This is a genomic window from Phycisphaeraceae bacterium (assembly GCA_019454185.1).
Taxonomy (GTDB): domain Bacteria; phylum Planctomycetota; class Phycisphaerae; order Phycisphaerales; family UBA1924; genus JAHBWV01.
Genome location: CP075368.1, coordinates 1,397,579 through 1,418,448 on the forward strand (window position 1 = coordinate 1,397,579; position 20,870 = coordinate 1,418,448).

Genomic DNA, 20,870 nt, shown 5'->3' on the forward strand with positions numbered 1-20,870 from the left:
AACGGGGGTGGCACCGCCAGTGCCTGTCCGGAGTGAAGAGACTCGCACCGAGACCCGATGATCGGACACGCGCCCCTCCGATCCCCTTCCGAACAAGAGAGTGACCGTGAGCACCACGAAACGCATCCTGATCGCAGATGACGAGATGCACGTGACCCATGTGGTCGGTTCCAAACTTCGGAAGGCCGGTTTCGATGTCGTGGTCGCGAACGATGGCGAAGAGGCCCTGCGGGCTGCGCTCGACTGCAAGCCCGACATGCTCATCACCGATCTGCAGATGCCCTACCTGAGCGGGTTCGAGCTCGCGATGCGGCTGAAGTCTGAGCCGCCGACCTCGCAGACACCGGTTCTGCTTCTGACCGCTCGGGGATATGTTGTCGATTCCTCCGAGCTTGCGCTCACAAACATCCGCCAGATCATGGCCAAGCCGTTCAGCGCGCTCGCGTTGCTCGAGGTTGTCCACGGCATGATCGGGGGCTCAGCGGAGGAGCGGAAGGCCGCATGATCGACGACACCCGCACAGAGCAAGATCTGGCTCCTGAGGATCGCATCCGCGTCCGGTGCCGCGCGATGGGAATTCCCAGCTGGCAGGTGGACCGAGCGGGGCTTGTCATCCAGGAGCCGGACGAGCACGGACTCGTCGGGCTCTTTCTGCGTTCCCAGCCCATGACGGACCTGGTTGCCGCTGCTGTCGGCGCGTGGAACGAGCAGGAGGAACCCGTGCCGGCCGAGATCTTCCCGGGGTGCTGGGTCGTCCCGATGGTGATCACACGCAGGAGGCGCCGGAGCGGGTATGTGGTCGGGATCCTTGTCGGACAGGTCGGGCTCCACGGCAGCGATTTCGAGCGTATCTGTCTCGCAACCCCCGCCGATCCGTCCGCCGCACGCAACGCCATCTCGAAGCATGCGCACTGGACATCCGAGAGTGCCAACGCAATCGGCGCGTCTCTCCGGATGATGCAGGCCGATCTCGCGAGTTCGAGCGAGCAGGAGCGAACGATCAGCGGCTTCACGACGCACCTGACCGAGGCGTATGAGACCGTCGAGCTGCTCTACGAACTCGGACGTTCGATGAGCACGCTCAGGCAGCCATCACAGTTCGGTGTCATGACGATCGAGCGGCTCCACCGCATCACCGATTTCGGCTGGATCGCGGCATCGTTCCCGAGCGATGGGACCGAGCATCCGCTCGCATCTACGCCGGTGATCTGGTGTGGCGGGCGACTCTGCGACGACGAGGCCGTCATCGAAGCCGCTCGGAAGTACCTCGCTCAGAACCTGCCGAGCTGTGCACCCGTGATCGCCGGGTATGTGGACGGGCTGCCGCCCGCTGCGGGGCCTCAGGTTGTGCTCCAACCCATCACGAGGAAGGGACGCCCGGTCGGGCTCCTGATGGCGGGTGCCAAGGGCGGGGACGATCCGCAGGTGAGTTCCTACGACACGCGATTGCTGGAATCAGCGTCGGGATACCTCTCGGCGTTTCTCGAGAACGCGGCTCTGTACGCCGAACAGAACTCCACATTCATCGGCACCTTGCGGGCGATGACGGCAGCGATCGACGCGAAGGACAGGTACACATGCGGTCATTCCGAGCGCGTCGCGCTGCTGGCTCGTCAACTCGCGATCGCATCGGGGTTTGATGAGGCGAGGGCCGACCGAGTCCATATCGCCGGGCTGGTCCATGACGTGGGCAAGATCGGCGTGCCGGAATCCGTGCTGACAAAGGCCGGTCGGCTCACGGATGATGAGTTCGGGATGATCAAGCTCCACCCGGAGATCGGCCAGAACATCCTGAAGGACATCCCACTCTTTCAGGATGTCCTTCCCGGCGTGATGTACCACCACGAGCGCTGGGACGGCAAGGGCTACCCCCACTGCCTGGCTGGCGAAGACATCCCGCTGATCGCTCGCTTCATCGGCATTGCTGACACGTTCGACGCCATGAGCTCCACACGCGCATACCGCCCCGCTCTTCCGAGAGAGCACACGCTCGCCGAGATCAGGAAGTGCGCTGGAGCTCAGTTTGATCCGGAACTGGCGGAGAGATTCCTCACACTGGATCTCAGCGAGTACGACCAGATGCTCGCCATGCACACGCCGCAGGCACCGAGCGAGGAGCCCCGTCTCGCGGCTTAACGTTCGATGTGCGCCACGAAAGAGGCCGTCCCCGCACGCGGAGACGGCCCTCGGATGCGACACGCGAGTCTGCTCACTTCACTGAGCGAACGGCGTCGAGCGCGGCTGCTCAGACTCTTCCATGCCCAGCGCCCAGGAAATGAATCCGAGGATGTCGGAACGCTCCTCGATGATCATCGCCGTCGGCTTGCCTGCGCCGTGGCCTCCCCGCGTCTCGATGCGGATCAGCACTGGCGCATCGCCGCCCTGCGCGTTCTGGAGTGCGGCGGCGAACTTGAACGAGTGGGCGGGGACGACCCGGTCATCGTGATCCCCGGTTGTGATCAGGGTCGCCGGGTATGAGGTGCCGGGCTTCGTGTTGTGGTACGGCGAGTACGCGAGCATGGCGTGGAACTCGTCTTCGTTCTTCACCGAGCCGAAGTCGCTCGTCCATGCCCAGCCGATCGTGAACGACTCGAACCGGAGCATGTCGAGCACGCCGACCTGCGGGATGCACGCGCCGAAGAGGTCGGGCCGCTGCGTCATGCACGCGCCGACGAGCAGGCCGCCGTTGCTCCCGCCCTGGATCGCCAGACGCTTCGGGCTGGTGTACTTCTGATCGACGAGGTACTCGGCGGCGGCGATGAAGTCGTCGAAGACGTTCTGCTTCTTGAGCTTGATGCCGGCCTCGTGCCACTCCTTGCCGTACTCGCCTCCGCCCCGGATGTTGGCGACGGCGTAGATGCCGCCCATCTCGAGCCAGACAACCGTCGCGGGAGAGAATCCGGGCGTCAGCGGGATGTTGAAGCCGCCGTAGCCGTAGAGGAGTGTCGGGTTGTTTCCGTCGAGCTTCAGGCCCTTCTTCGAGGTGATGAACATCGGGACGCGTGTGCCGTCCTTGCTGGTGTAGAAGACCTGGCGGGTCTCGTAGCCGGATAGATCGGCGTTGAACTTCGGCTGGCGGAAGACCTCGCTCGCGCCGCTCTTGACGTCGTAGCGATAGACCGCGCCCGGATTGGTGTAGCTTGTGAACGCGTAGAACGTCTCGGGATCGCCGGGCTTGCCGCCGAACCCGCCCGCGCTGCCGATACCGGGCAGTGAGACCTCTCGGGCGAAGCGGCCCGCGACATCGTGGACACGCACGAGGGTCTTTGCGTCCTTGAGGTACTGTGCCAGGAAATGCCCCCCGACGTACGAGACGCCTCGAAGGTTCTCGGGTTGCTGGGGGATGATCTCTCTCCACGCATCCCGCGAAGGACGAGTGGTATCAATCGCGATGAGACGGCCCCGAGGTGCGTCGAGTGTCGTCACGAAGTAGAACTCGGGTCCATCGTTGCCGACAAACGTGTACGATGCATCGAAGCCAGTCAGGAGTTCCACAACCGATGAGGCGGGATCAGCAAGATCCTGGTAGAAGAAGTTGTTCTCCTGGCGAGTCCCCCACCAGACACTGATCGCCAGATATCTCCCGTCATCGGTGACGCCGGAGGCGAATCCCCACTCGGGCTGGTCGTCACGCTTGTAGACAAGGCGGTCTCGCGACTGGTCTTCACCGATGGTGTGCAGGTAGACCTTCGGGAACTGGTTGACATCCGTCAGATCGTTGCCCGTGGGCTCGTCGTACCGGGTGTAGTAGAAGCCGCTCCCGTCCTTGCGCCAGGAGGCCGATGAGAACTTGACCCACCGGACCACATCCTCAAGATCCTGGCCGGTCGCGATATCGCGGACCCGCCACGTCTGCCAGTCGGAGCCACCTTCGGAGACGCCGTACGCGATGTACCGACCGTCCTCGCTCACGGAATACCCGGAGAGCGCGACGGTGCCGTCAGCGGAGAAGGTGTTGGGATCGAGGAGCACTCGCGGCTCCGACGTGAGTGAGTCCGCGACGTAGAGCACGGACTGGGGCTGGAGCCCATCGTTACGGGAGTAGAAGTACCGCCCGCCCTCCTTGAAGGGCACACCGAATCGCTCGTAGTTCCAGAGCTCGGTCATGCGCGACTTGATGCGGTCGCGTGAGGCGATGCCGTTCAGAACACCGAATGTGACCTCGTTCTGGGCGTTGATCCACCTGCGGGACTCGGGGGTATCGGGATCCTCCAGCCACTTGTAAGGGTCGGGGATCTGTTTCCCGTGGTACGTGTCCACGTGGTCGACGCGGGCCGAGTCGGGATAGACCACCTGCGACATGGCGGTGCTGACAACCAGGCACGAGGCCGAGAAGACCGCCGCGAGATGCAACGCAAACGTTCTGTGTGACATGTGAACGCTCCACCCCTCCGTTTTGCTACCACGGCACGCGGGGCACGTGCCGGGCGAGAAGTGTACCGCGACAGGCCGCGAGGGTTCCGTCCCGAAGCGTCTCGCGTCACTGCACCAACCCCTTGGTCAGGCGCATGAACGCCGTCTCGAGGTTGACTGCCTCTTCCGTGAACATGCTGACGCGGAACCCCCCGTTGACCAGCACGCTCGGGATATCCGCGTAGTTCCTGCCCGCCCCGGCCGAACCGTCCTCGTAGGTCACGTGCAGCACCGGCCCGTTGCGTGCCCCCGTGTCGAGGTTCGTGATCGCCACCTTCTGCACGCCGGGCATCTTTCTCAAGAGCGAGGCGGCCTCCTCGTGACGATCCACCACGTTCACATGCACCACATGCCCCAGACGCGCCTTCTGCAGGATCTCCGCGACTGTACCCGAGAACAGCAGCGTGCCTCGCTCGATGATGCCGACCACGTTGCACAACTCCGAGAGTTCCGGCAGGATGTGAGAACTGATGAGGATCGTCTTCCCCATCCGCTTGAGTTCCTTCAAGAGTTCGCGGATCTCGATGCGGGCCCGCGGATCGAGCCCCGACGCGGGCTCGTCCATCAGCAGCACCTTCGGATCGTGCAGTAGCACCCGCGCGATGCTCAGCCGCTGCTGCATGCCCCGCGACAGAGAGTTCACCTCCGCCGTCGCCTTGTACCCGAGATCCGTCAGTTCGAGAACATCGTGAACGATCTTCTTCCGCTGGGGGCCGTTGATGTTGTACGCCGCGGCGAAGAACTCCAGATACTCCTGGACCACCATGTCCTCGTACGCGCCCATGAAATCGGGCACATAGCCGATGAGGGGGCGGATCTGTCGATTCTGATAGCCGACAGTGAGCCCCGCGACCTGGGCCTGCCCGCTCGAGGGCTTCAGAAGCGTCGAGAGGATCTTGATCGTTGTAGTCTTGCCCGCGCCGTTCGGGCCGATGAAGCCGAAGCAATCGCCCTCGTTGATCGTGAGGTTGAGGTTATTGAGCGCGATGAGATCGCCGTATCGCTTGGTTAGGTTGACGGTCTCGATCATCGCCATGGACGGGTGGCTCCGCGGGGCTCGGGGTCGTCAGTCTCAGTCGCGCTCGGTGATGCTGGCCGGCTGTCGGGGCGGTCGGTCGGGCAAAGGATACACCCAGCGAACGACCGTGCGTCCCTGCGCGGCGATGGCCCGCCCATCGACCGAGAGCGGAACGGGGGTCGGCGCATCACGGGTCGTCGCGCCCATCTGCCCGAGGACGATCACGCACGGCTGCGTGAACCAGATCCCGAGGTCCCACCCGTGGGTCGCGCCACGCCGGGCGAGCTCCTGGGTCTGCGTCGTGATTCCGGTGGTGAACTCGGGCGGCGCGAGCATGGGGAACAACGCCTGGGCCACCTGTCGGTCCCAGATCGCCTCCGGGGCCATGCGATACCCCGCTGCTGAGACCTGGTTCTTCAGCAGATCACGGATGAACTCCGACGCGCCGACCGAGATCGTTGCCCCCTCGGATGTCACACGCTCAAGATCGAGCGGCTGCCCCGGAGCCCACGGCGATGTGAGCCGGAAGGCATACGCATTGCCGACCATGAACGGGCCCGGGGTCGTGCCACCCGGCTGCACCAGTGCCTCTTGCCCGGCGACGTAGATCACGACCACGTTCTCAAGCGAGGCGGGGAGCTCATGCACGAGCGTTCCCACCACGATGTCCCTGCCTCGCGCTCCCGCGGCTCCCTGGATGAACGAGGGAGAGAGCCGCGCCGACTCGGGGGCCGCACCCTCGGGCGCGACCGGGCGAGGCATCCCCCACTTGGGTCCGCCCGACCATTCGGCCTGGAACTGCTTGATCGTCGCACGCGACGGAACCGCCATCTGCGAGGGCTGGCGAGACTCGACGGCGTACGAGCTCGAATCCGGGAACGTGAACGAGAGCCCGGTGTCAACCGATCTCGCCTCCCACGGCAGGATGGTGTTCCGCGACTGGCCGGGCAGATTCCCAACGCTCGGCTCTGCAACGCTCACGAGCGCTCGCCCATACTCGGGCAGCAACACGCTCATCCACGACCGAGCCCGCTGCACGGGCTGTCCGTAGACGTGATCGACCAGCGTCAGATGCGTCGCAGAGACTTCTCTCGGTCTCAGGAATGTCGCGCCGCCCCAGGCGATGCCCGTGAAAAGCACCCCAACCCCGAAGAAACCGAGCCAGGCGTGCTGCTGCATGCCGTATCGCTTCATCAGCGCGAACCCGAGCGGCCCCGCGACGATCCAGTACGAGACAAAGACCAAGAACCCGAGCAGCACGCCCGCGGTCGCGCGGCCGCGCCGCGCGATGATCGTCGGGATGTCCTCGTCAACCCACACCGGCGAACGCTGACGCACCGATGACCCGCCGACATCGACCAGACGCTGCAACTCTGCGGAACTCGGCCGCAGACCTCGCATGCCGAGGATCCGATGCCAGAACCGCTCGGGCTGAGGCAGCCCCGCGCCGCGCAGAGCGACATGATTGACATCGAGCCCGATCACCGTGACCGCGCCCGTTCCGACCAGCCGCCTCGCGACCACGCACTCTCCATCCGGACCGGAGAGCACACGGATCGCCTCAGCGACCGAGGCGTCCGCGAGGGGTGTGAACTCGTGCAGGACAGTTGAAGTCGGCAACTGAATCGTCGCTGAGTCCGTCAGCATGGGGCGATACGGCTCCATCGCCACACCCTCGCGCCGAGTGATTCTGGCGCGGGGGAGCAATTCCGCGAAGCCCGATCCCTCGCGTGAGACCCACGACTGGCCCGCCGTGGGGAGCACGATCACGAGGTGGCCGCCGCGAGACACCCATTCGCGAAGCGCGGCGGCTGCATCGGGCGAGAGGTCGGCGGGTGAGCCGTCGAGCCAGACCATCCAGCCCATGGTGAGCAATCCGAACCATCGATCGGGGATCTCGCTCGGCGTGAGCATGACCTGAGAGGCACGCTCATGGGCCATCGGGGCCCACTCTTCGCCGATGCCCCCGCCGCTTGCAGTGGTGCCGTACAGCGAGAGACTCGGGCTTGGCTGGCGAGCGACGACGCCGATGAACGCCTCGTAGGGCTCCGCGAGACGGGCCGGCATCGCGATAGGCACCCGGGCGACAACACGCCCGGGCCGAACGCCGCGCCCCGCCGGATCGACCTCGGCCGGCGCGGCAGGATCCTCCTCCGCCTCATAGACCACGACGGTCAGCGGATCGCCGCCCCGTGCCCATGAGGGCACTCTCGCGTACATCCAGACACGCTGCTCGATACCCGGATTTCCCGCGAGCACGGCCTGGTACTGAGGGCTGTCGCCGTCAGAATCTCGAAACTCCAGACGCACAAGCAACTCGCGCTGGCGCGTGCCGAGATCCGTGATCACCATGCGGAGGGCGGCCATCTCGCCCCGGCGAATCGCCCCGCCCGCGCCCCAGCGATCAATCGAGACGGATACCTCCGACGGCCCCTGAGCCGACGCAAAGAGCGGCAGAAGGACGAGCCCGAGAATCAGTGCCAGCAGCGATCGGGGAAGCAGGTGGACGGCTCCTGTCTGTGGCGATAACGCCGCCATGATTCTACCGGAACTCAACAGGGCGTGTTCGGCGTCCGATCTTGGTTCCATGATCGACTTCGCCACCGCCGGTTGGATGCTCCTGCTCACGATCGGCTCCGCCGGCATCCTGGGCATGCTCACCATCATGGCCTCCGCCCTGGACAACCACATCCGGATCGCAGAGCACACGCAGGAGTGCCGACGCATCCGTGCGGCGTACCTCGAATCCGTCGCCAAGGGGCGAGCCGGGGCAAACCACGCCCCGATCGACTCGGACGTGACACTCCTCTCGGCCCGTTGAGTGAGCGACGGTCAGCCCCCGATCAGTTCATGCAGGAGCACCGCGTGAGAGCGGGCACCGAGGCGGTAGCAATCGAGCTCGAACTTCTCGTTCGGGCTGTGGACCCGATCATCGTCCAGCCCGAAGCCCATGAAGATCGTGTCGATCCCGAGGCGCCCCTTCAGCATGCCCGCCACGGGGATCGAGCCGCCGCTCTTGATCAGGGCGGGTGACTTGCCCGTCGCCTTCTTGATCGCACGCTCGACGCGTTTCATCGTCGGCGACTCGATCGGCGTCGTCACGCCAAGCCCGCCGTGGTGGTCGATGAACTCCCACCGGCAGCCCGGCGGCGTGCGCTCCTTGCACCACTTGAAGAACGCCTTGGTGACCTTCACCGGGTCCTGGTTCGCAACCAGACGGAACGAGACCTTCGCGCTCGCGTGGCTGGGAATCACCGTCTTGGCCCCGGGGCCGGTGTACCCGCCGAGCATGCCGTTGATCTCCGCCGTCGGACGCCCCCACTCACGCTCCATCGCCGTGTAGCCCTGCTCGCCGATATCCGCAGCGGGCGGCAGGCCGATCTGCTTCAACGCGGCCCGCGCGTTGAACTTCAGTTTCTTCCAGTTCTCCCGCTCCTTCTTTGTCAGCGGGACCACGTCGTCATAGAAACCGGGGATCGTGACGCGCCGCTTCTTGTCGTGCAACTGCGCGAGCACGCGCGAGAGCTCGGTGATCGGATTCGGGCAACGCCCGCCCCACAACCCCGAGTGAAGATCCTGGTTCGATGCGTGCAGCACGACCTCGGTGTACGCCAGCCCCCTGACGCCGTAGGTGATCGCGGGCTTGCCTCGCCCCAGCATCCCCGTGTCAGAGATCAGGCAGATGTCGCACTTCTTGAGGTCGGAGGCGTTGGCCTTCACAAACGGCTCGAGCGAGACCGATCCCGATTCTTCCTCGCCCTCGATCAGGATCGTCATCCTCGCCCCGCCCGCGGGCTTGCCGGTGACCTCCTTCCAGGCACGCATCGCCTCGAGGAACATCATCACCTGCCCCTTGTCGTCCACAGCGCCGCGCGCGACGATGCGCTTTCCGCCCGGCTCGCCGGGCCTGGCGTCTCTGACGACGGGCTGGAACGGATCGCTCTCCCACAGATGGATCGGATCAACGGGCTGCACGTCATAGTGCCCGTAGAAAAGCACGTGAGGACCGGTGTACGAAGCATCGCCCTCAACGTGGGCGTAGACGATCGGGTGCCCGGGCTCCCCATCCTTGGTCGTCGTCTGGCGAACCTCGGCGTCGACGCCGGACTCACGCAGATGGGCGGCGCACCACTCCGCGGCTCGCCTCACATCGCCCGCGAACTTCGGATCGGTGCTGATGCTGGGAATGCGCAGCCAATCGCAGAGGCGATCGACTCCGGCCTGCTCGTTCGACTCAAGCCACGAAAGCACGCGATCAACGGACATGGCGACCTCCTGGATCCCTACGGGACCGACTGTGCGAGCGTAGGCCGCGCAAAGAACAACGCCCCGACAGATGCCGGGGCGTTGCGACGAATCAGATTGTCAGCGGCTCAGGCGGCCGCCATTCTCGAGACTCAGCGACGGCGACGGCCAGCGACGAGACCGCCGAGGCCGACGAGGGCGAGAGCGCCCGGAGCCGGGATGAGGGTGCCCTCGATGATGATGTTGTCAACGCGGCTGGTGCCGGCGGAGGCAACGGTGCCGCCGTTGGCGGAAACGTTGCTGCTCATCTGGATACGGAAGGTGACGTTGCCCTGGTTGTCAGCGAGAGCCGGAGCGGAGATCGGGGAGAAGGTGAACACAGGGTTGTAGGTGACGCCGCTCCACGGGGTGTTGGGGGCGCCGTTGACCAGAACAAGAGCGGAACCGATGTTGGTGAAGTTGACGCCGTCGTTGCTGACGAGGACGACGAAATCGCGGGGGCCGGTGCCGCTGGAGGTGTGGTCCCAGCCGAAGGTGATGCCGGTGTAGCCGACAGTGCTGGTGGTGAACTGGTAGTAGTCACCGACGCTCCAGCCATTGGAGCTGAAGGAGCGTGAGGAGCCGTTGCCGACGACGCTGCCGTAGGTCGAAGACGTGGCGTGGAACGCGGAGGCGTTGCCGGTGCCGACTTCCGCGGCGTGCGGGCCAGCGTTCAATGGGAGCGAAGTCTCGAACGTGAACTGCGCGAGAACATCAGCGTTGGCGACGGCAGCGATGCCGGCGAACGCAACCAGAGCAAGGGTCTTCTTCATGTCAATCTCTCCTATGGGTACAAAGTCTTGTCACACGCGGCTGCCGAACGAGCGGTGTATGAAGCCGCCGAACGACATACGCAACCAGTGTTGGGCCGTCTCTCTCTCGAACGTGCAAGGCCGACGGGTCAGGAACGGGTGATGCACGGTCGTACCGGTCTCGAACAGCCCATTCGAGCCGGTCCAAGATGATAGTGACACCCGCCCCGCCGGGAAACCGGAGAACGATGCGGATCGCGCGAAGTTTGGATGTGGGAAGATGGGTAATCCACGCCCAGATGGGCCAGACGTAGCCACCCTCTCAGCATGGCATGCTCTGACGATTCGAAGGCTCGGTCGAGGTCCGCACGCAGAGCGACCACGCACACATGCATGGGTGGCCGTGCAGACGCACAGGGTCAGGAGAGATCGAGCCGGAAGCGGGTCAGCGTTTGAGACTTTCCGCGGCCTTGAGCATCAGGTCCGTCGGCGGCATCGGATTATGAGCAACAACCTCGCGTCCGCAGTCCGGACAGATGGTCTTCTCGTCTTTGCCGATGATGCTGTTCAGCAGCACATGGGTCGGTTCGAGCTTCGCCTGGCCATCCGCGGTCCAGTAGCACTGCTCGGTCGGGTAGAGGGTCGCCCGTCCGGTCGAAGGGTGCTTCCACGGCCAGGTCTCGCCATCCTTGATGCGGAAATCCCTAAAGACCTTTCCGGTCTCGGCGTCGATCGCCACGCGAATACGAGATCCATCGCCGACACCGGCCGTGACGCTCGAGACCGCCCGCACAATCAGCACGATCGCGACAATGAAAATGATCGCACCGCCGACGGCCATGGCGATCGCTTTGGGATCACGGGAGGGCGAAGCGGACGCGCCGCTCGCCCGACGGCCTGCCGCGGGCGATGATTCGATCCCATCCAAGAGCGACGATGAACCGCCCGTTTGCATGCGAAACTCCCTCATTCCCCGCGTCGTTCAGAAACACCGCTCAAGGCACACGATAACCGCGCTTCACCTTGTCCGCGAAGTTCGTCTTGGTGTAGTTCCAGGTGCTCAGCGTCGCTTCGTTGAAGACTGTGCCGGTCGGGAACCAGAAATCCGGATTCGTCGCGTCGCCATCGGAGTACAGCTTCACCGACGCATCAAACGAAGCCATGTTGCCCTTCACCTGGTCGCCACCCTTCAGGCCCCTTCGTACATCGGTGGCCTTTGATCCATGGCGGAAAGCCCATCTCCTTGCATCAAAGTAGATGGGGATCGGGAAACCTCCCAACGCCTCACCGGGTGCGATCGCGCGATTCAGCTCCTTGTTGTCGCTGAACCACGGCCCCGTGCCTCCGAACATACCACCGAAGGATGCTGTCAGCTGATGATCGAAATCAGGCTCCGTGCCTTGATCGGCATACCGATGCCCTTCGAACACCGAGATCTTCATCGATGTAGAGCCGACGCGGAAGAGATACGGCGTGTACCCGCGTCGATTCTGTGCGCGGGGGCCGGTTCCGCCGAGGGCGGTCGCTTTCTCCGTGGATGTGAACTGCGTGGACATGTTGTACGAGATCATCCGTCCCTGCGACCAGAGGCCGCCGCCGGTGCTCGGCCACGGAACCGCCGTGATGTTGTTCTCGGGGCAGGTGAAGGCGGGGAACTCGCGGATCCAGTTGAATCGCTGGGCCCGGACCTCTTCCGGAATCAGATCGCTGGATGATGTCTCGCCCGGCCCCTGATAGCCGAGGAACGCCGCGAGCGGGCCGAGGAAGTCCCACTGCTGGACCGCGACGCCGTTGAATCGTGCCGGTGTGTCCTTGAAGCCGGGGCTGGCGGGGAGCGCGTCGTATCCGCTGGTGGTCGACCCGCCGACGATCGCCTCCTTGTAGTCGTTGGCGTAGGCGTTGATCCCCTTGGTGATCGAGCTCAGATTCGCGGCACAGAGCACCGTTCGCGCCACGCGGCGGGCCTGACCCAGCGACGGGAGCAGGATCCCGATCAGGAGCGCGATGATCGCGATCACCACCAGGAGTTCGATAAGCGTGAATGCGCGGCCCACGCGGCGAGACATTGCTGGAATAACACCGCAGTTCTTTGGCATGTTGCACCCGCCGTTGTGCCGAAACAGAGATGGAAGCCCGAGCCGTTCCGAGCGCCCTTCGGTTGAAACCAAACTCCCAACAGACCGGGGAGGATACCTCACCCGACCGTCACCCGTCTACTCGGGTGCCCGGACCTTCACGCCCTCTTCACCTTTGTCAGGTGTTCCCGAACCCCCCGCAAAGACATCCACAACGACCGGAAAGTGGTCCGAGGCGTATCCCGCGGGAGGGTCCACACTCCTGTAATCAGCCCCACGCGGGAGGACGATCGTTCCGAAGACGAACGGGGAGCCGGGCACGATCTTGGCCGCAAGCGCTTGATTGACAAGGACAAAGTCGATCGTCCGCTCGGAGGCGTGCGTGATGTGCTTCGCGCGGTCGGGGTCGGTGGTGGAGCGTCCCGCGAGGGTGTCGATCATCCCCTTCTCGCGGTAGATCTCCAGCACCTTGTCGGTCGGCACGGAATTGAAGTCCCCAAGCACGGCGATCGGCCGGCCGGGTGAGACCGAGGCAACCTCGCCCATCAGGGCGACTATTTTCGTCGCCTCCGCCTCGCGCCAGTAGCCACTCCCGGAACCGGATTTATGGTGAACCACGAACAGCGTCATCTCGAAGGGGGCGTCGATCGCGACCCCGCCGATCTCTGTGCCCGAGGGGATCGTGAGATCCACCGCGAGGGGTGACCGCCGGAACTCAAGGGGCTCACCGGCAAACCAGTTCGGCTGGCCCCGGGTTCCGTAGGTCGCCGGGTGGACACCGCCCAGCGGCGCGCCGGGCCACACCCGCGCGTTCGAGAGCGGATACCTCGACAGCACGCTGTTCTCAATGCCGCGCGAATCGCCGGCGTCGATCGATGCCACGTGCTCGTACCCCATATCCGAAAGGTAGAGATTGCGGAACCAGATGAGAGCGTCGTGTGACTCGACTTCCTGCAGCGCGATGACATCGGCATTGATCGCGCGAATCGCCGCGGCGAGCGCCTCGCGATGCTCGATCGGCTTGGTCATGGGCAGATCGTCCTGATCACCTGAGAGGGCAGGGTCGTCGTGCTCGTCAAAGAGATTCTCGACGTTGTATGTCGCCATGCGGAACGCGCCGGGCGTCCTCGCCGGTACCTCGGTGGTTCCGAACCGGATCTCACCGACAACCGGCTTGGCAGGGGGCAGAGCCGGGATCTCTCGGCGAGGGGGTGTCTCAGGGCGTTCCTGCGGGGGCTGAGATCGCGCCGGCTGATCCCGGAGCGAGGACTCTGCGAGCAATGCCGCGCCGCCGAGAACGGTGCCGATCCCGACCAGCCCTATGCCCAGGAGCCACGCCGCGTGCTTTCTCATTCATCGATCTCCAGTGAGAGTGGAAGCGTATGGCGGTTCGCGGAGGGGTGTCGCTCAGACAATGGCACCCCCTCTCCTACGATCCGCTCTGACATGCGATTGCTTCTCGCCAATCCGAGGGGGTTCTGCGCCGGGGTCCAGATGGCCGTGGAGGTCGTGGACCAGGTGCTGGATGTCTTTCCTGACGAGGCGATCTATGTCTACCACGAGATTGTTCACAACAAGCACGTCGTCGGGCGGTTCCGGTCGCGTGGCGTTCGGTTCGTGGAGACCATCGAGGAAATCCCGGCGGGCTCCATCGTGGTCTTCTCCGCGCACGGCATCTCGCCCGCGGTGCGTGAGCTGGCAAAGTCGCGCGGGCTGACCGCGATCGACGCGACGTGCCCGCTGGTCACAAAGGTGCACTCGGAGGCGATCCGCTACGCCAGACAGGGGTACCAGATCCTGCTCATCGGCCACGCCGACCACCAGGAGGTAATCGGGACGCGGGGCGAGGCGCCGGAGGCGATCCAGGTGGTGGAGACGCCCGAGGACATTCCGTCGCTGATGGTGCACGATCCGGAGCGGCTCGTCTATCTCACGCAGACCACGCTCAGCACGGACGATGCGAACATCATCATCGACGCGCTCAAGCGGGCGTTTCCGCAGATCAAGGAGCCGCCAAGCTCGGATATCTGCTACGCGACGACGAACCGCCAGCACGCGGTGCGGCAGATCGCGCCGGAGTGTGATCTTGTGCTGGTCGTGGGATCGAAGAACTCGTCGAACTCGGTGCGGCTGACAGAGATTGCGCAGAATGTGGGGACGCCGGGTCGATTGATCGATGATGCGTCGGGGCTGGATTTCGCGTGGTTTCCGAGGGGTGATGAGACGGTGCTGGTGACGGCGGGGGCGTCGGCGCCGGAGAACCTGGTGGCGGAGGTCTGCCGCGTGCTTTTGACGAGGTTCGGCGGGACGATCGAGCAGCGGGACGTGTTCGAGGAGGACATCGAGTTCGCACTCCCTGCGGCGCTGCGTCGGGTGATGACGGAGAAAGGAATCGACTCGAACCGCGCGATCAGGGTCGGCAAGCCGGAGGTGACGGCGGAGTTGTACGGCGCGGTGCCGCTGACGGTCTCGGCGGGCCAGCGGGAGCGCGGCGCGTGAAGCATCCGACGAATCACATCTTCGGGCACACACCCGAGACGCTGGGGACGTGGTGCGATGAACGGCGCCTGCCCGCGTTCCGGGCGAAGCAGATCCTCGACTGGGTGTACGCGAAGGGCGTCGTTGATCCCGAAGCGATGTCGAACCTCTCGAAGCGCGAGCGTGAGATGCTTCGGGAGGAGATGGTCTTTCTCTCGGGCGATGTGCTCGCGCACCAGCAAGCATCGGACGGGACCCAGAAGCTGCTCGTGCAGTGGACGGACGGGGATGCGAAACCGGTGTCGGGCGCGCCTGAGGCGGGGACGCTGGCGCTGCCGGTTCTCGGGTCGCACGTCGAGCCGGACATGAAGCGTCAGACCGAGTGCGTGATGATCCCGGCGGATGACCGGCGGACGGCGTGCATCTCGTCGCAGGTCGGATGCCCGGTGGGGTGCCGCTTCTGTGCATCGGGGCTCTCCGGGCTGGACGGGAACCTCTCGGCTGGGCGGATCGTGGAGCAGGTGTGGCGGCTGAGCCGGATCCTCCGCGGGACGGACGAGGTCGGGCGGGTCACGAATGTGGTGTTCATGGGGATGGGCGAGCCGCTGTCGAACTTGGGAGCGGTGGTGCCGGCGGTTCGGACGCTGGCGGCGCCGTGGGGGATGGGGATCTCCGCGCGGCGCATCACCATCTCCACCGTCGGACTTCCCAAGGCGATCGAGAAGCTGGCGGAGCAGCTCGACCTGCCGGTGACGCTGGCGCTCTCGCTGCACGCGCCGGACGACGCGATCCGGCGGCAGCTGATCCCGTGGGCGGAGTACACGACGATCGAGGAGCTGCTCGGCGCGTGCCAGAAGTGGTTCCAGAAGACGGGTCGCGAGATCACGCTGGAGTACACGCTGCTTCGAGGAGTGAACGACAGGCCTCAGCACGCCAAGCAGCTGGCGGAACTGGCCAAGACGCTGCGCGCGAACGTGAATCTGATCCGGTACAACGAGGTCGAGGGGCTGGAGTTCAAGCGGCCCCGGACGGATGACGTGCTGGCGTTCCAGCAGATCCTGGTGCAGGGACGGGTGAATGCGCACATTCGTGCGTCGCGCGGGCGGGACATTGCCGCGGCGTGCGGGCAGTTGCGTCACCAGCACCAGACGGCCTGATCCGTTCATTTCCACACGCATCCACCGATTCCACACGATGCTGAGCACCTTCGAGACCAATAGCCCGCTCCATATCGCGACCGCGGGACTGCTCTTTGTCTCGATGGGTGTCGCGTCCGTGCTCGGCAGACGATGGAAAGACACGCCTCGTGAACTCCTCTTCCGACGCGTCTGGGCGTGGTCCACCATCGCCTGGCAGATCGCATCGGTCGGGTTCTGGGCCTGGCCGACCCACTTCGACCTTGCAGAGAGTCTCCCCCTGCATCTCTGCGACATCGCTGCCTGGATCGCCCCTCTCGCCCTGTTGACGCAGAAACGCTGGCTCCGCTCTGTGCTTTACTTCTGGGCGATCGGTCTCTCGACACAAGCGTTCTTCACACCCGTGCTCGACGAGGGTCCGGCACACCCTCGGTTCTGGTTCTTCTGGATCGGACATACACAGATTGTCGGATCGGCGATCTACGACGTGGCGGCGCTCGGCTTCCGACCACGAGCCAAGGACTTTTTCTATGGCGTCCTGGCAAACGCGGCGTTCTTTGCGATCGTCATGCCCGTGAACCTGATATGGGGCGTGAACTACGGATTCGTCGGCAACGTGACCCCCGTGCACCCGACACTCATCGATAAACTCGGCCCCTGGCCCCTCCGGGTCGTCTGGATCTTCCTCCTGGTTCACTCAATCATGCTGGCGTTGTGGCTGGTCTGGCCGCTCGGCGAAGCAATCCGGCGGCGTCGCGCAGGTGGCCGGGCGGATTCCTCACTAAACTGACCAACGCATGACACCTCTCGTGCTGTCGCTCCTCGCGCCGGCCTTCGCCATTTCCCTCGTGCTCACAGCCGCACTCATCCGGCTCGGCCATCGACTCGGCACGTTCGATTCGGCGGGCGTGCCCGGCCAGATCAAGGCAGAGCGACGGCGGGTGCCGAACACAGGAGGCGTAGCGATTTTCTGGGGGACGGTGCTGCCGCTCGTGGCGGGGCTCGCCGCGATCTCGGTCGCGGGGGACGGCACGTGGGTGCCCGAGGCGATGAGGCCATACATCACGGGCGCGAAATCTCAGGTAGGAACCGCGAGTGTGTTGCTCGGATGCCTCGCGCTCCTGCACGCGATGGGCATGATCGATGATCGCAAGCCGCTCGGGCCATTCGGCAAACTGGTCGTGATGCTCGCGCCCGGCGTGGCAATCCCGCTCCTCACCGATACGCGCCTTCTCACGTTTCTTGAATCGCACGTCGGCGGCCCGTGGCTCTCGATCACCCTCACGGCCGTCTGGCTCGTCGCGGTCACGAACGCGATGAACTTCATCGACAACATGGATGGGCTCGCAGGCGGCATCGTCGTGATCGCCGGGGGCTGCTTTCTCGGCGCATCCCTCATCAACGGGCAGTGGTTCATCGCGTCCGTGCTCACGCTCCTGATCGGGGCGACGCTGGGATTCCTCGTCTTCAACCACCCCGCCCGCAATCCGGCCCGGATCTTCATGGGCGATGGCGGCTCTCTCGTCGTCGGCTTCCTCCTCGCATTCCTTGCCGTGCGGATCACGTATGTGGGCGATGCAGCGGACGTGCGGGGTGGGAACTGGTACGCGGCTCTCATGCCGCTCGTTGTTCTCGCAGTGCCCCTGTACGACCTTGTGAGCGTCACTTTGCTCCGACTCTCTCAAGGCAAGAGCCCATTTGTGGGCGACATGCAGCACCTCTCGCACCGCATCGCTTCGCGAGGGCTCTCCAAACGGCACACCGTCACGATCATTCACATCGCGACGGCATCGACCGCGATCACAGGCATCTTTCTGGCTCGGCTCGAACCCTGGCAGGCGGTGCTCGCCGGCGTGCAGGTGGCGCTTGTGCTCGGGCTCCTCGCGCTGCTGGAGTTCGCGCCGCACGTGCGCGGTCTTGGTGCAGAGAAGGGGAACGCATGAGCGGCAGCACCGTCGCGACAGCTGCTCCCGCGGCACCGCTGCCACCGGACTGTGAGAACGGCGTCCGGATCGGGCTGACGACGCCCCGCGTCATCGCCTTGCTGCTCATTCTCTTTCCAACACTGCTGCGCGTTCTTCTCATCAACGATCCGTTCCCGATCTGGGATGTGAGCCCATTCAAGTTTCCAGCACCATCAGTCGGTGTGCCGCCCACGCTGGCGATGACGCTCGACGTCATGGCGATCATCGGCGCGGCCCTCGCCCTCATCGTCTCCGGCGCTCGCGTGCGATTGATCGAGCCGCTGCTTCTTGCTGCTGGCGCGATCGCTGTTGCCCTGCACGCGCTGTTCATTGACGGCGGCTCGCTCGACAACCTCCGCATCGGTTCGTGCTGGGTCTCGGCTCTCGCCGCGGGAATCGGCATCCGCCACCTCGCCTCCGACCCGATCATCCGCCGCTGGGTCTTCACGCTCGTTCTCGGCGCATCCATGCCGCTCGCGGTTCATTCACTCGTGCAGGTCTTTGTCGAGCACCCCGCCACCGTCGCTTCCTATCGCGCGAACCCCTCGTCATTCCTCGACGCACGGGGCTGGACACCCGGCTCCGCGATGGCGAGAAACTACGAGCGGCGGCTGATGCAGCCGGAAGCGACTGGGTGGTTCGGAATGGCCAACGTCCACGCGACCTTCGCTGCGGCGTTCGTCATCGGATGGGTCGGAGTTGTCGTCGCGCCGGCGATCGAGAGGCGGCTCTCGGCAAGGAGCCAACCTAGAAACTCCGCTACGCGCACGAAGGGCAGTGCGGCCGGTGCGAGCCACGCGATCCGAGGCGAACCGATCCTGATCGGCCTTATGGTCATGCTGGCGATCGTCATGTTGCTGCTCACTCGGTCCAAGGGCGGGTTCGCCGCATGCGTGCTCGGGCTCGCGTTGCTCGGCATCGGGTGGGCTGTTGTGCCCCGCGTGCTCGCGCATTGGCGCGTGTGTGGGAGCGACCGCAAGTCGAGAGTGATCGAACTCATCCCCCCGCTGCTCGGGCCGGCGGTGGCGGCGGGCATGATCGGGTTGATCGCGCTGCGCGGCATGATCGGCACATCGATCGGCGAGCTGTCGCTCCTCTTCCGCTGGTTCTATATCTCCGCCGCGACGCGGATCTTCGGCGAGCAGCCGCTGCTCGGTGTCGGCCCCGCCGACTTTCGCCCGGCCTACGAACTCGCGAAGAACCCGCTCTCGCCCGAGGAAGTCACAAGCCCCCACTCGGTCGTGTTCGACTGGGCCTCAATGCTGGGCGTCGGCGGGATCGCGTGGACGGTGATCCTGTTGGGCTGGACGATGGCGCTGGGGTATGGGGTGTTCGCTGTTGCACGCTCGCGCGAGCCCGCAGCCCAAACCACGACGCAATCTGGACTGCGTGCCAGGTCGTCACTCGGGATGACCGGATGGGCATTCGCCATCATCGGCCTCTCATGCCTCACCGCCTTCATCATCGAACTCGGCGGTTACGCCGACGTGCTCCCCATGGGCACGCGCCTCTCAGACATGGCGATCGTGATCTCGCAGTCGCGTCTGCCCGGGATGATCCTGTGGCTTCTGGCGACGGCGTTGCTCATCGCTCGTCCCATTGACGACCTGCTGCTCAAACGCACACTGGGGTGCGTCGGGATCTCGCTGCTCGCTTCCGCCTGCATCGATGTTGCACCGGTGTGGCCCAACAGCGCGGCCCTCTTCTTCGTCATGCTCGGGCTCGCGGCGAGCGAGAATGTCGCGCCGGAGGACCGGCCCACGCGTCGCGAGCGGGCGACGGGGATGTTCGCTGCCAGCATCCTGCTTCTGACAGCGACGCCGATGGTGTGGGCCGGACCGCGGGTGATCGAGTGGGAGCGAGAGATCATCGATGCAGGAACGGACGCGAGGCACATCGGAATGCTCTCAATCCGACTCGATGCGATCAATAATCAGAGCCCATTGCGGGGCGATTCGCTCGAGCTCTGGCGGCTGGATGCCGACGATCCATCCTCGCCTGACAGGTCGAGGTCCAATCGAGAACTGCTCAATCGCAAAATCAACCGCTCTGCATCCGATGCAGCAGGCGTGCTGCTGAACTCCCACGCCCGACTCTCGGGTGACTTTGAGATTATTCCTGGTGCAGACTTTCCACTTGTCGGCGGACCAAGGAAGTTCACCCACGAACGCACGCTCAACGCGGCTTGCGAGACAGCACTCATCGCCGTCGAAGCAGCAATGCAAGCAAGGTCGATCACGCTCAGTACAGTGGACAAAGAGGCACTCGACCAAGGCGTTTCAAGGTCTGTCTTTATCGCAAAGGTCGCGGCCCACATCGAGCCCCCATCTTCCAGCTCCTACGGGTCTCTCGCAAGGGCTCATTTACGAGCTGCCACTATCCGCGGGCTCGATTCACCAGGTGGGAAAGAGGCCATGAGCGCCGCCATCTCTGCCTTCGAGCGTGCCGCCTCCCTCGACCCCCACGGCATCACCTATCCCCTGCAACTCTTTGAACTTGGCCGCCAGACGGGGGATCGGGACCTGGCCCGAAAGTGGGCCGAGGAACTCCTGCGCAGAAACGAAAACATGCGGCTCGACCCTGTTCGAGCCCTGACCCCCGAGCAGGTCTCGCGGGCCGAAGCCGCCCTCCGTCCAAGCCCCTGACAGGAACTCTTGATTCGGCAACGACCTGCGCTAGCATTCCGACTCGCCCGAAAGGGGTCAGACGTCCCCGGCGGCACGTGCCGCCCCGTGACCGGTCTCACCTCT

At 64.7% G+C, this 20,870-nt stretch carries 15 protein-coding genes and 1 pseudogene; 8 read left to right on the forward strand and 8 right to left on the reverse strand.

All coding sequences use genetic code 11. The features are described from left to right. Window positions 1-106 precede the first annotated feature (106 nt). Together KF838_05900 and KF838_05905 are read left to right on the forward strand one after the other, a co-directional pair. Window positions 107-505 (forward strand): response regulator, encoded by a 399-nt coding sequence (locus tag KF838_05900; protein ID QYK49383.1) that lies wholly within the window; start codon window positions 107-109, stop codon window positions 503-505. Further along, the gene (locus KF838_05905) at window positions 502-2,136 is read left to right on the forward strand and encodes an HD-GYP domain-containing protein (protein ID QYK49384.1); all 1,635 of its coding nucleotides are present in this window, start codon (window positions 502-504) and stop codon (window positions 2,134-2,136) included. The genes KF838_05900 and KF838_05905 overlap by 4 nt, the downstream gene beginning before the upstream one ends. 78 nt (window positions 2,137-2,214) lie before the next feature. Here the strand turns inward: KF838_05905 and KF838_05910 are convergent, their stop codons facing one another. The 3 genes from KF838_05910 to KF838_05920 all read right to left on the reverse strand — a co-directional run bounded on the left by KF838_05910 (window position 2,215) and on the right by KF838_05920 (window position 7,969). Beyond that, window positions 2,215-4,374: a S9 family peptidase gene (locus KF838_05910; protein QYK49385.1), complete on the reverse strand. Its 2,160-nt coding sequence runs from the start codon at window positions 4,372-4,374 to the stop codon at window positions 2,215-2,217. Between the two features lie 106 nt (window positions 4,375-4,480). Beyond that, on the reverse strand, window positions 4,481-5,443 hold the full coding sequence (locus KF838_05915) for an ABC transporter ATP-binding protein (GenBank protein QYK49814.1): 963 nt from the start codon (window positions 5,441-5,443) through the stop codon (window positions 4,481-4,483). Between the two features lie 42 nt (window positions 5,444-5,485). Continuing rightward, window positions 5,486-7,969: a hypothetical protein gene (locus KF838_05920; GenBank protein QYK49386.1), complete on the reverse strand. Its 2,484-nt coding sequence runs from the start codon at window positions 7,967-7,969 to the stop codon at window positions 5,486-5,488. Between the two features lie 49 nt (window positions 7,970-8,018). Here KF838_05920 and KF838_05925 point away from each other — a divergent pair, with 49 nt between their 5' ends. Further along, window positions 8,019-8,252 carry a hypothetical protein gene (locus KF838_05925; GenBank protein ID QYK49387.1) on the forward strand — a complete coding sequence of 78 codons (234 nt, stop codon included), beginning with the start codon at window positions 8,019-8,021 and terminating at the stop codon, window positions 8,250-8,252. An 11-nt stretch (window positions 8,253-8,263) separates the two neighbouring features. On the opposite strand, the gene KF838_05930 is transcribed toward KF838_05925, so the two are convergent. The 5 genes and pseudogenes from KF838_05930 to KF838_05950 all read right to left on the reverse strand — a co-directional run bounded on the left by KF838_05930 (window position 8,264) and on the right by KF838_05950 (window position 13,895). Beyond that, a complete protein-coding gene (locus KF838_05930; GenBank protein ID QYK49388.1) occupies window positions 8,264-9,697 on the reverse strand; it encodes a M20/M25/M40 family metallo-hydrolase in 1,434 nt (477 codons plus the stop codon). A 131-nt stretch (window positions 9,698-9,828) separates the two neighbouring features. Next, window positions 9,829-10,488: a PEP-CTERM sorting domain-containing protein gene (locus tag KF838_05935; protein ID QYK49389.1), complete on the reverse strand. Its 660-nt coding sequence runs from the start codon at window positions 10,486-10,488 to the stop codon at window positions 9,829-9,831. A 424-nt stretch (window positions 10,489-10,912) separates the two neighbouring features. Then, window positions 10,913-11,422 (reverse strand): PepSY domain-containing protein, encoded by a 510-nt coding sequence (locus KF838_05940; protein QYK49390.1) that lies wholly within the window; start codon window positions 11,420-11,422, stop codon window positions 10,913-10,915. A 985-nt stretch (window positions 11,423-12,407) separates the two neighbouring features. Next, a pseudogene (locus KF838_05945) lies at window positions 12,408-12,563 on the reverse strand (prepilin-type N-terminal cleavage/methylation domain-containing protein). Between the two features lie 117 nt (window positions 12,564-12,680). Then, on the reverse strand, window positions 12,681-13,895 hold the full coding sequence (locus tag KF838_05950) for an endonuclease/exonuclease/phosphatase family protein (GenBank protein ID QYK49391.1): 1,215 nt from the start codon (window positions 13,893-13,895) through the stop codon (window positions 12,681-12,683). 93 nt (window positions 13,896-13,988) lie between these two features. Between KF838_05950 and ispH the strand changes: the two genes are divergently transcribed. The 5 genes from ispH to KF838_05975 are packed head-to-tail and all read left to right on the forward strand — an operon-like array spanning window position 13,989 to window position 20,765. Continuing rightward, on the forward strand, window positions 13,989-15,041 hold the full coding sequence (gene ispH, locus KF838_05955) for a 4-hydroxy-3-methylbut-2-enyl diphosphate reductase (protein ID QYK49392.1): 1,053 nt from the start codon (window positions 13,989-13,991) through the stop codon (window positions 15,039-15,041). After that, window positions 15,038-16,177 carry a 23S rRNA (adenine(2503)-C(2))-methyltransferase RlmN gene (gene rlmN / locus KF838_05960; GenBank protein ID QYK49393.1) on the forward strand — a complete coding sequence of 380 codons (1,140 nt, stop codon included), beginning with the start codon at window positions 15,038-15,040 and terminating at the stop codon, window positions 16,175-16,177. Before ispH ends, rlmN begins: the two co-directional genes overlap by 4 nt. 37 nt (window positions 16,178-16,214) lie before the next feature. Further along, window positions 16,215-16,946 carry a TIGR02206 family membrane protein gene (locus tag KF838_05965; GenBank protein QYK49394.1) on the forward strand — a complete coding sequence of 244 codons (732 nt, stop codon included), beginning with the start codon at window positions 16,215-16,217 and terminating at the stop codon, window positions 16,944-16,946. 7 nt (window positions 16,947-16,953) lie between these two features. After that, window positions 16,954-18,099, forward strand: a complete 1,146-nt coding sequence (locus KF838_05970) for an undecaprenyl/decaprenyl-phosphate alpha-N-acetylglucosaminyl 1-phosphate transferase (protein ID QYK49395.1) — start codon at window positions 16,954-16,956, stop codon at window positions 18,097-18,099. Beyond that, window positions 18,096-20,765, forward strand: a complete 2,670-nt coding sequence (locus tag KF838_05975; protein QYK49396.1) for an O-antigen ligase family protein — start codon at window positions 18,096-18,098, stop codon at window positions 20,763-20,765. Before KF838_05970 ends, KF838_05975 begins: the two co-directional genes overlap by 4 nt. The last annotated feature ends 105 nt before the right edge of the window (window positions 20,766-20,870 follow it).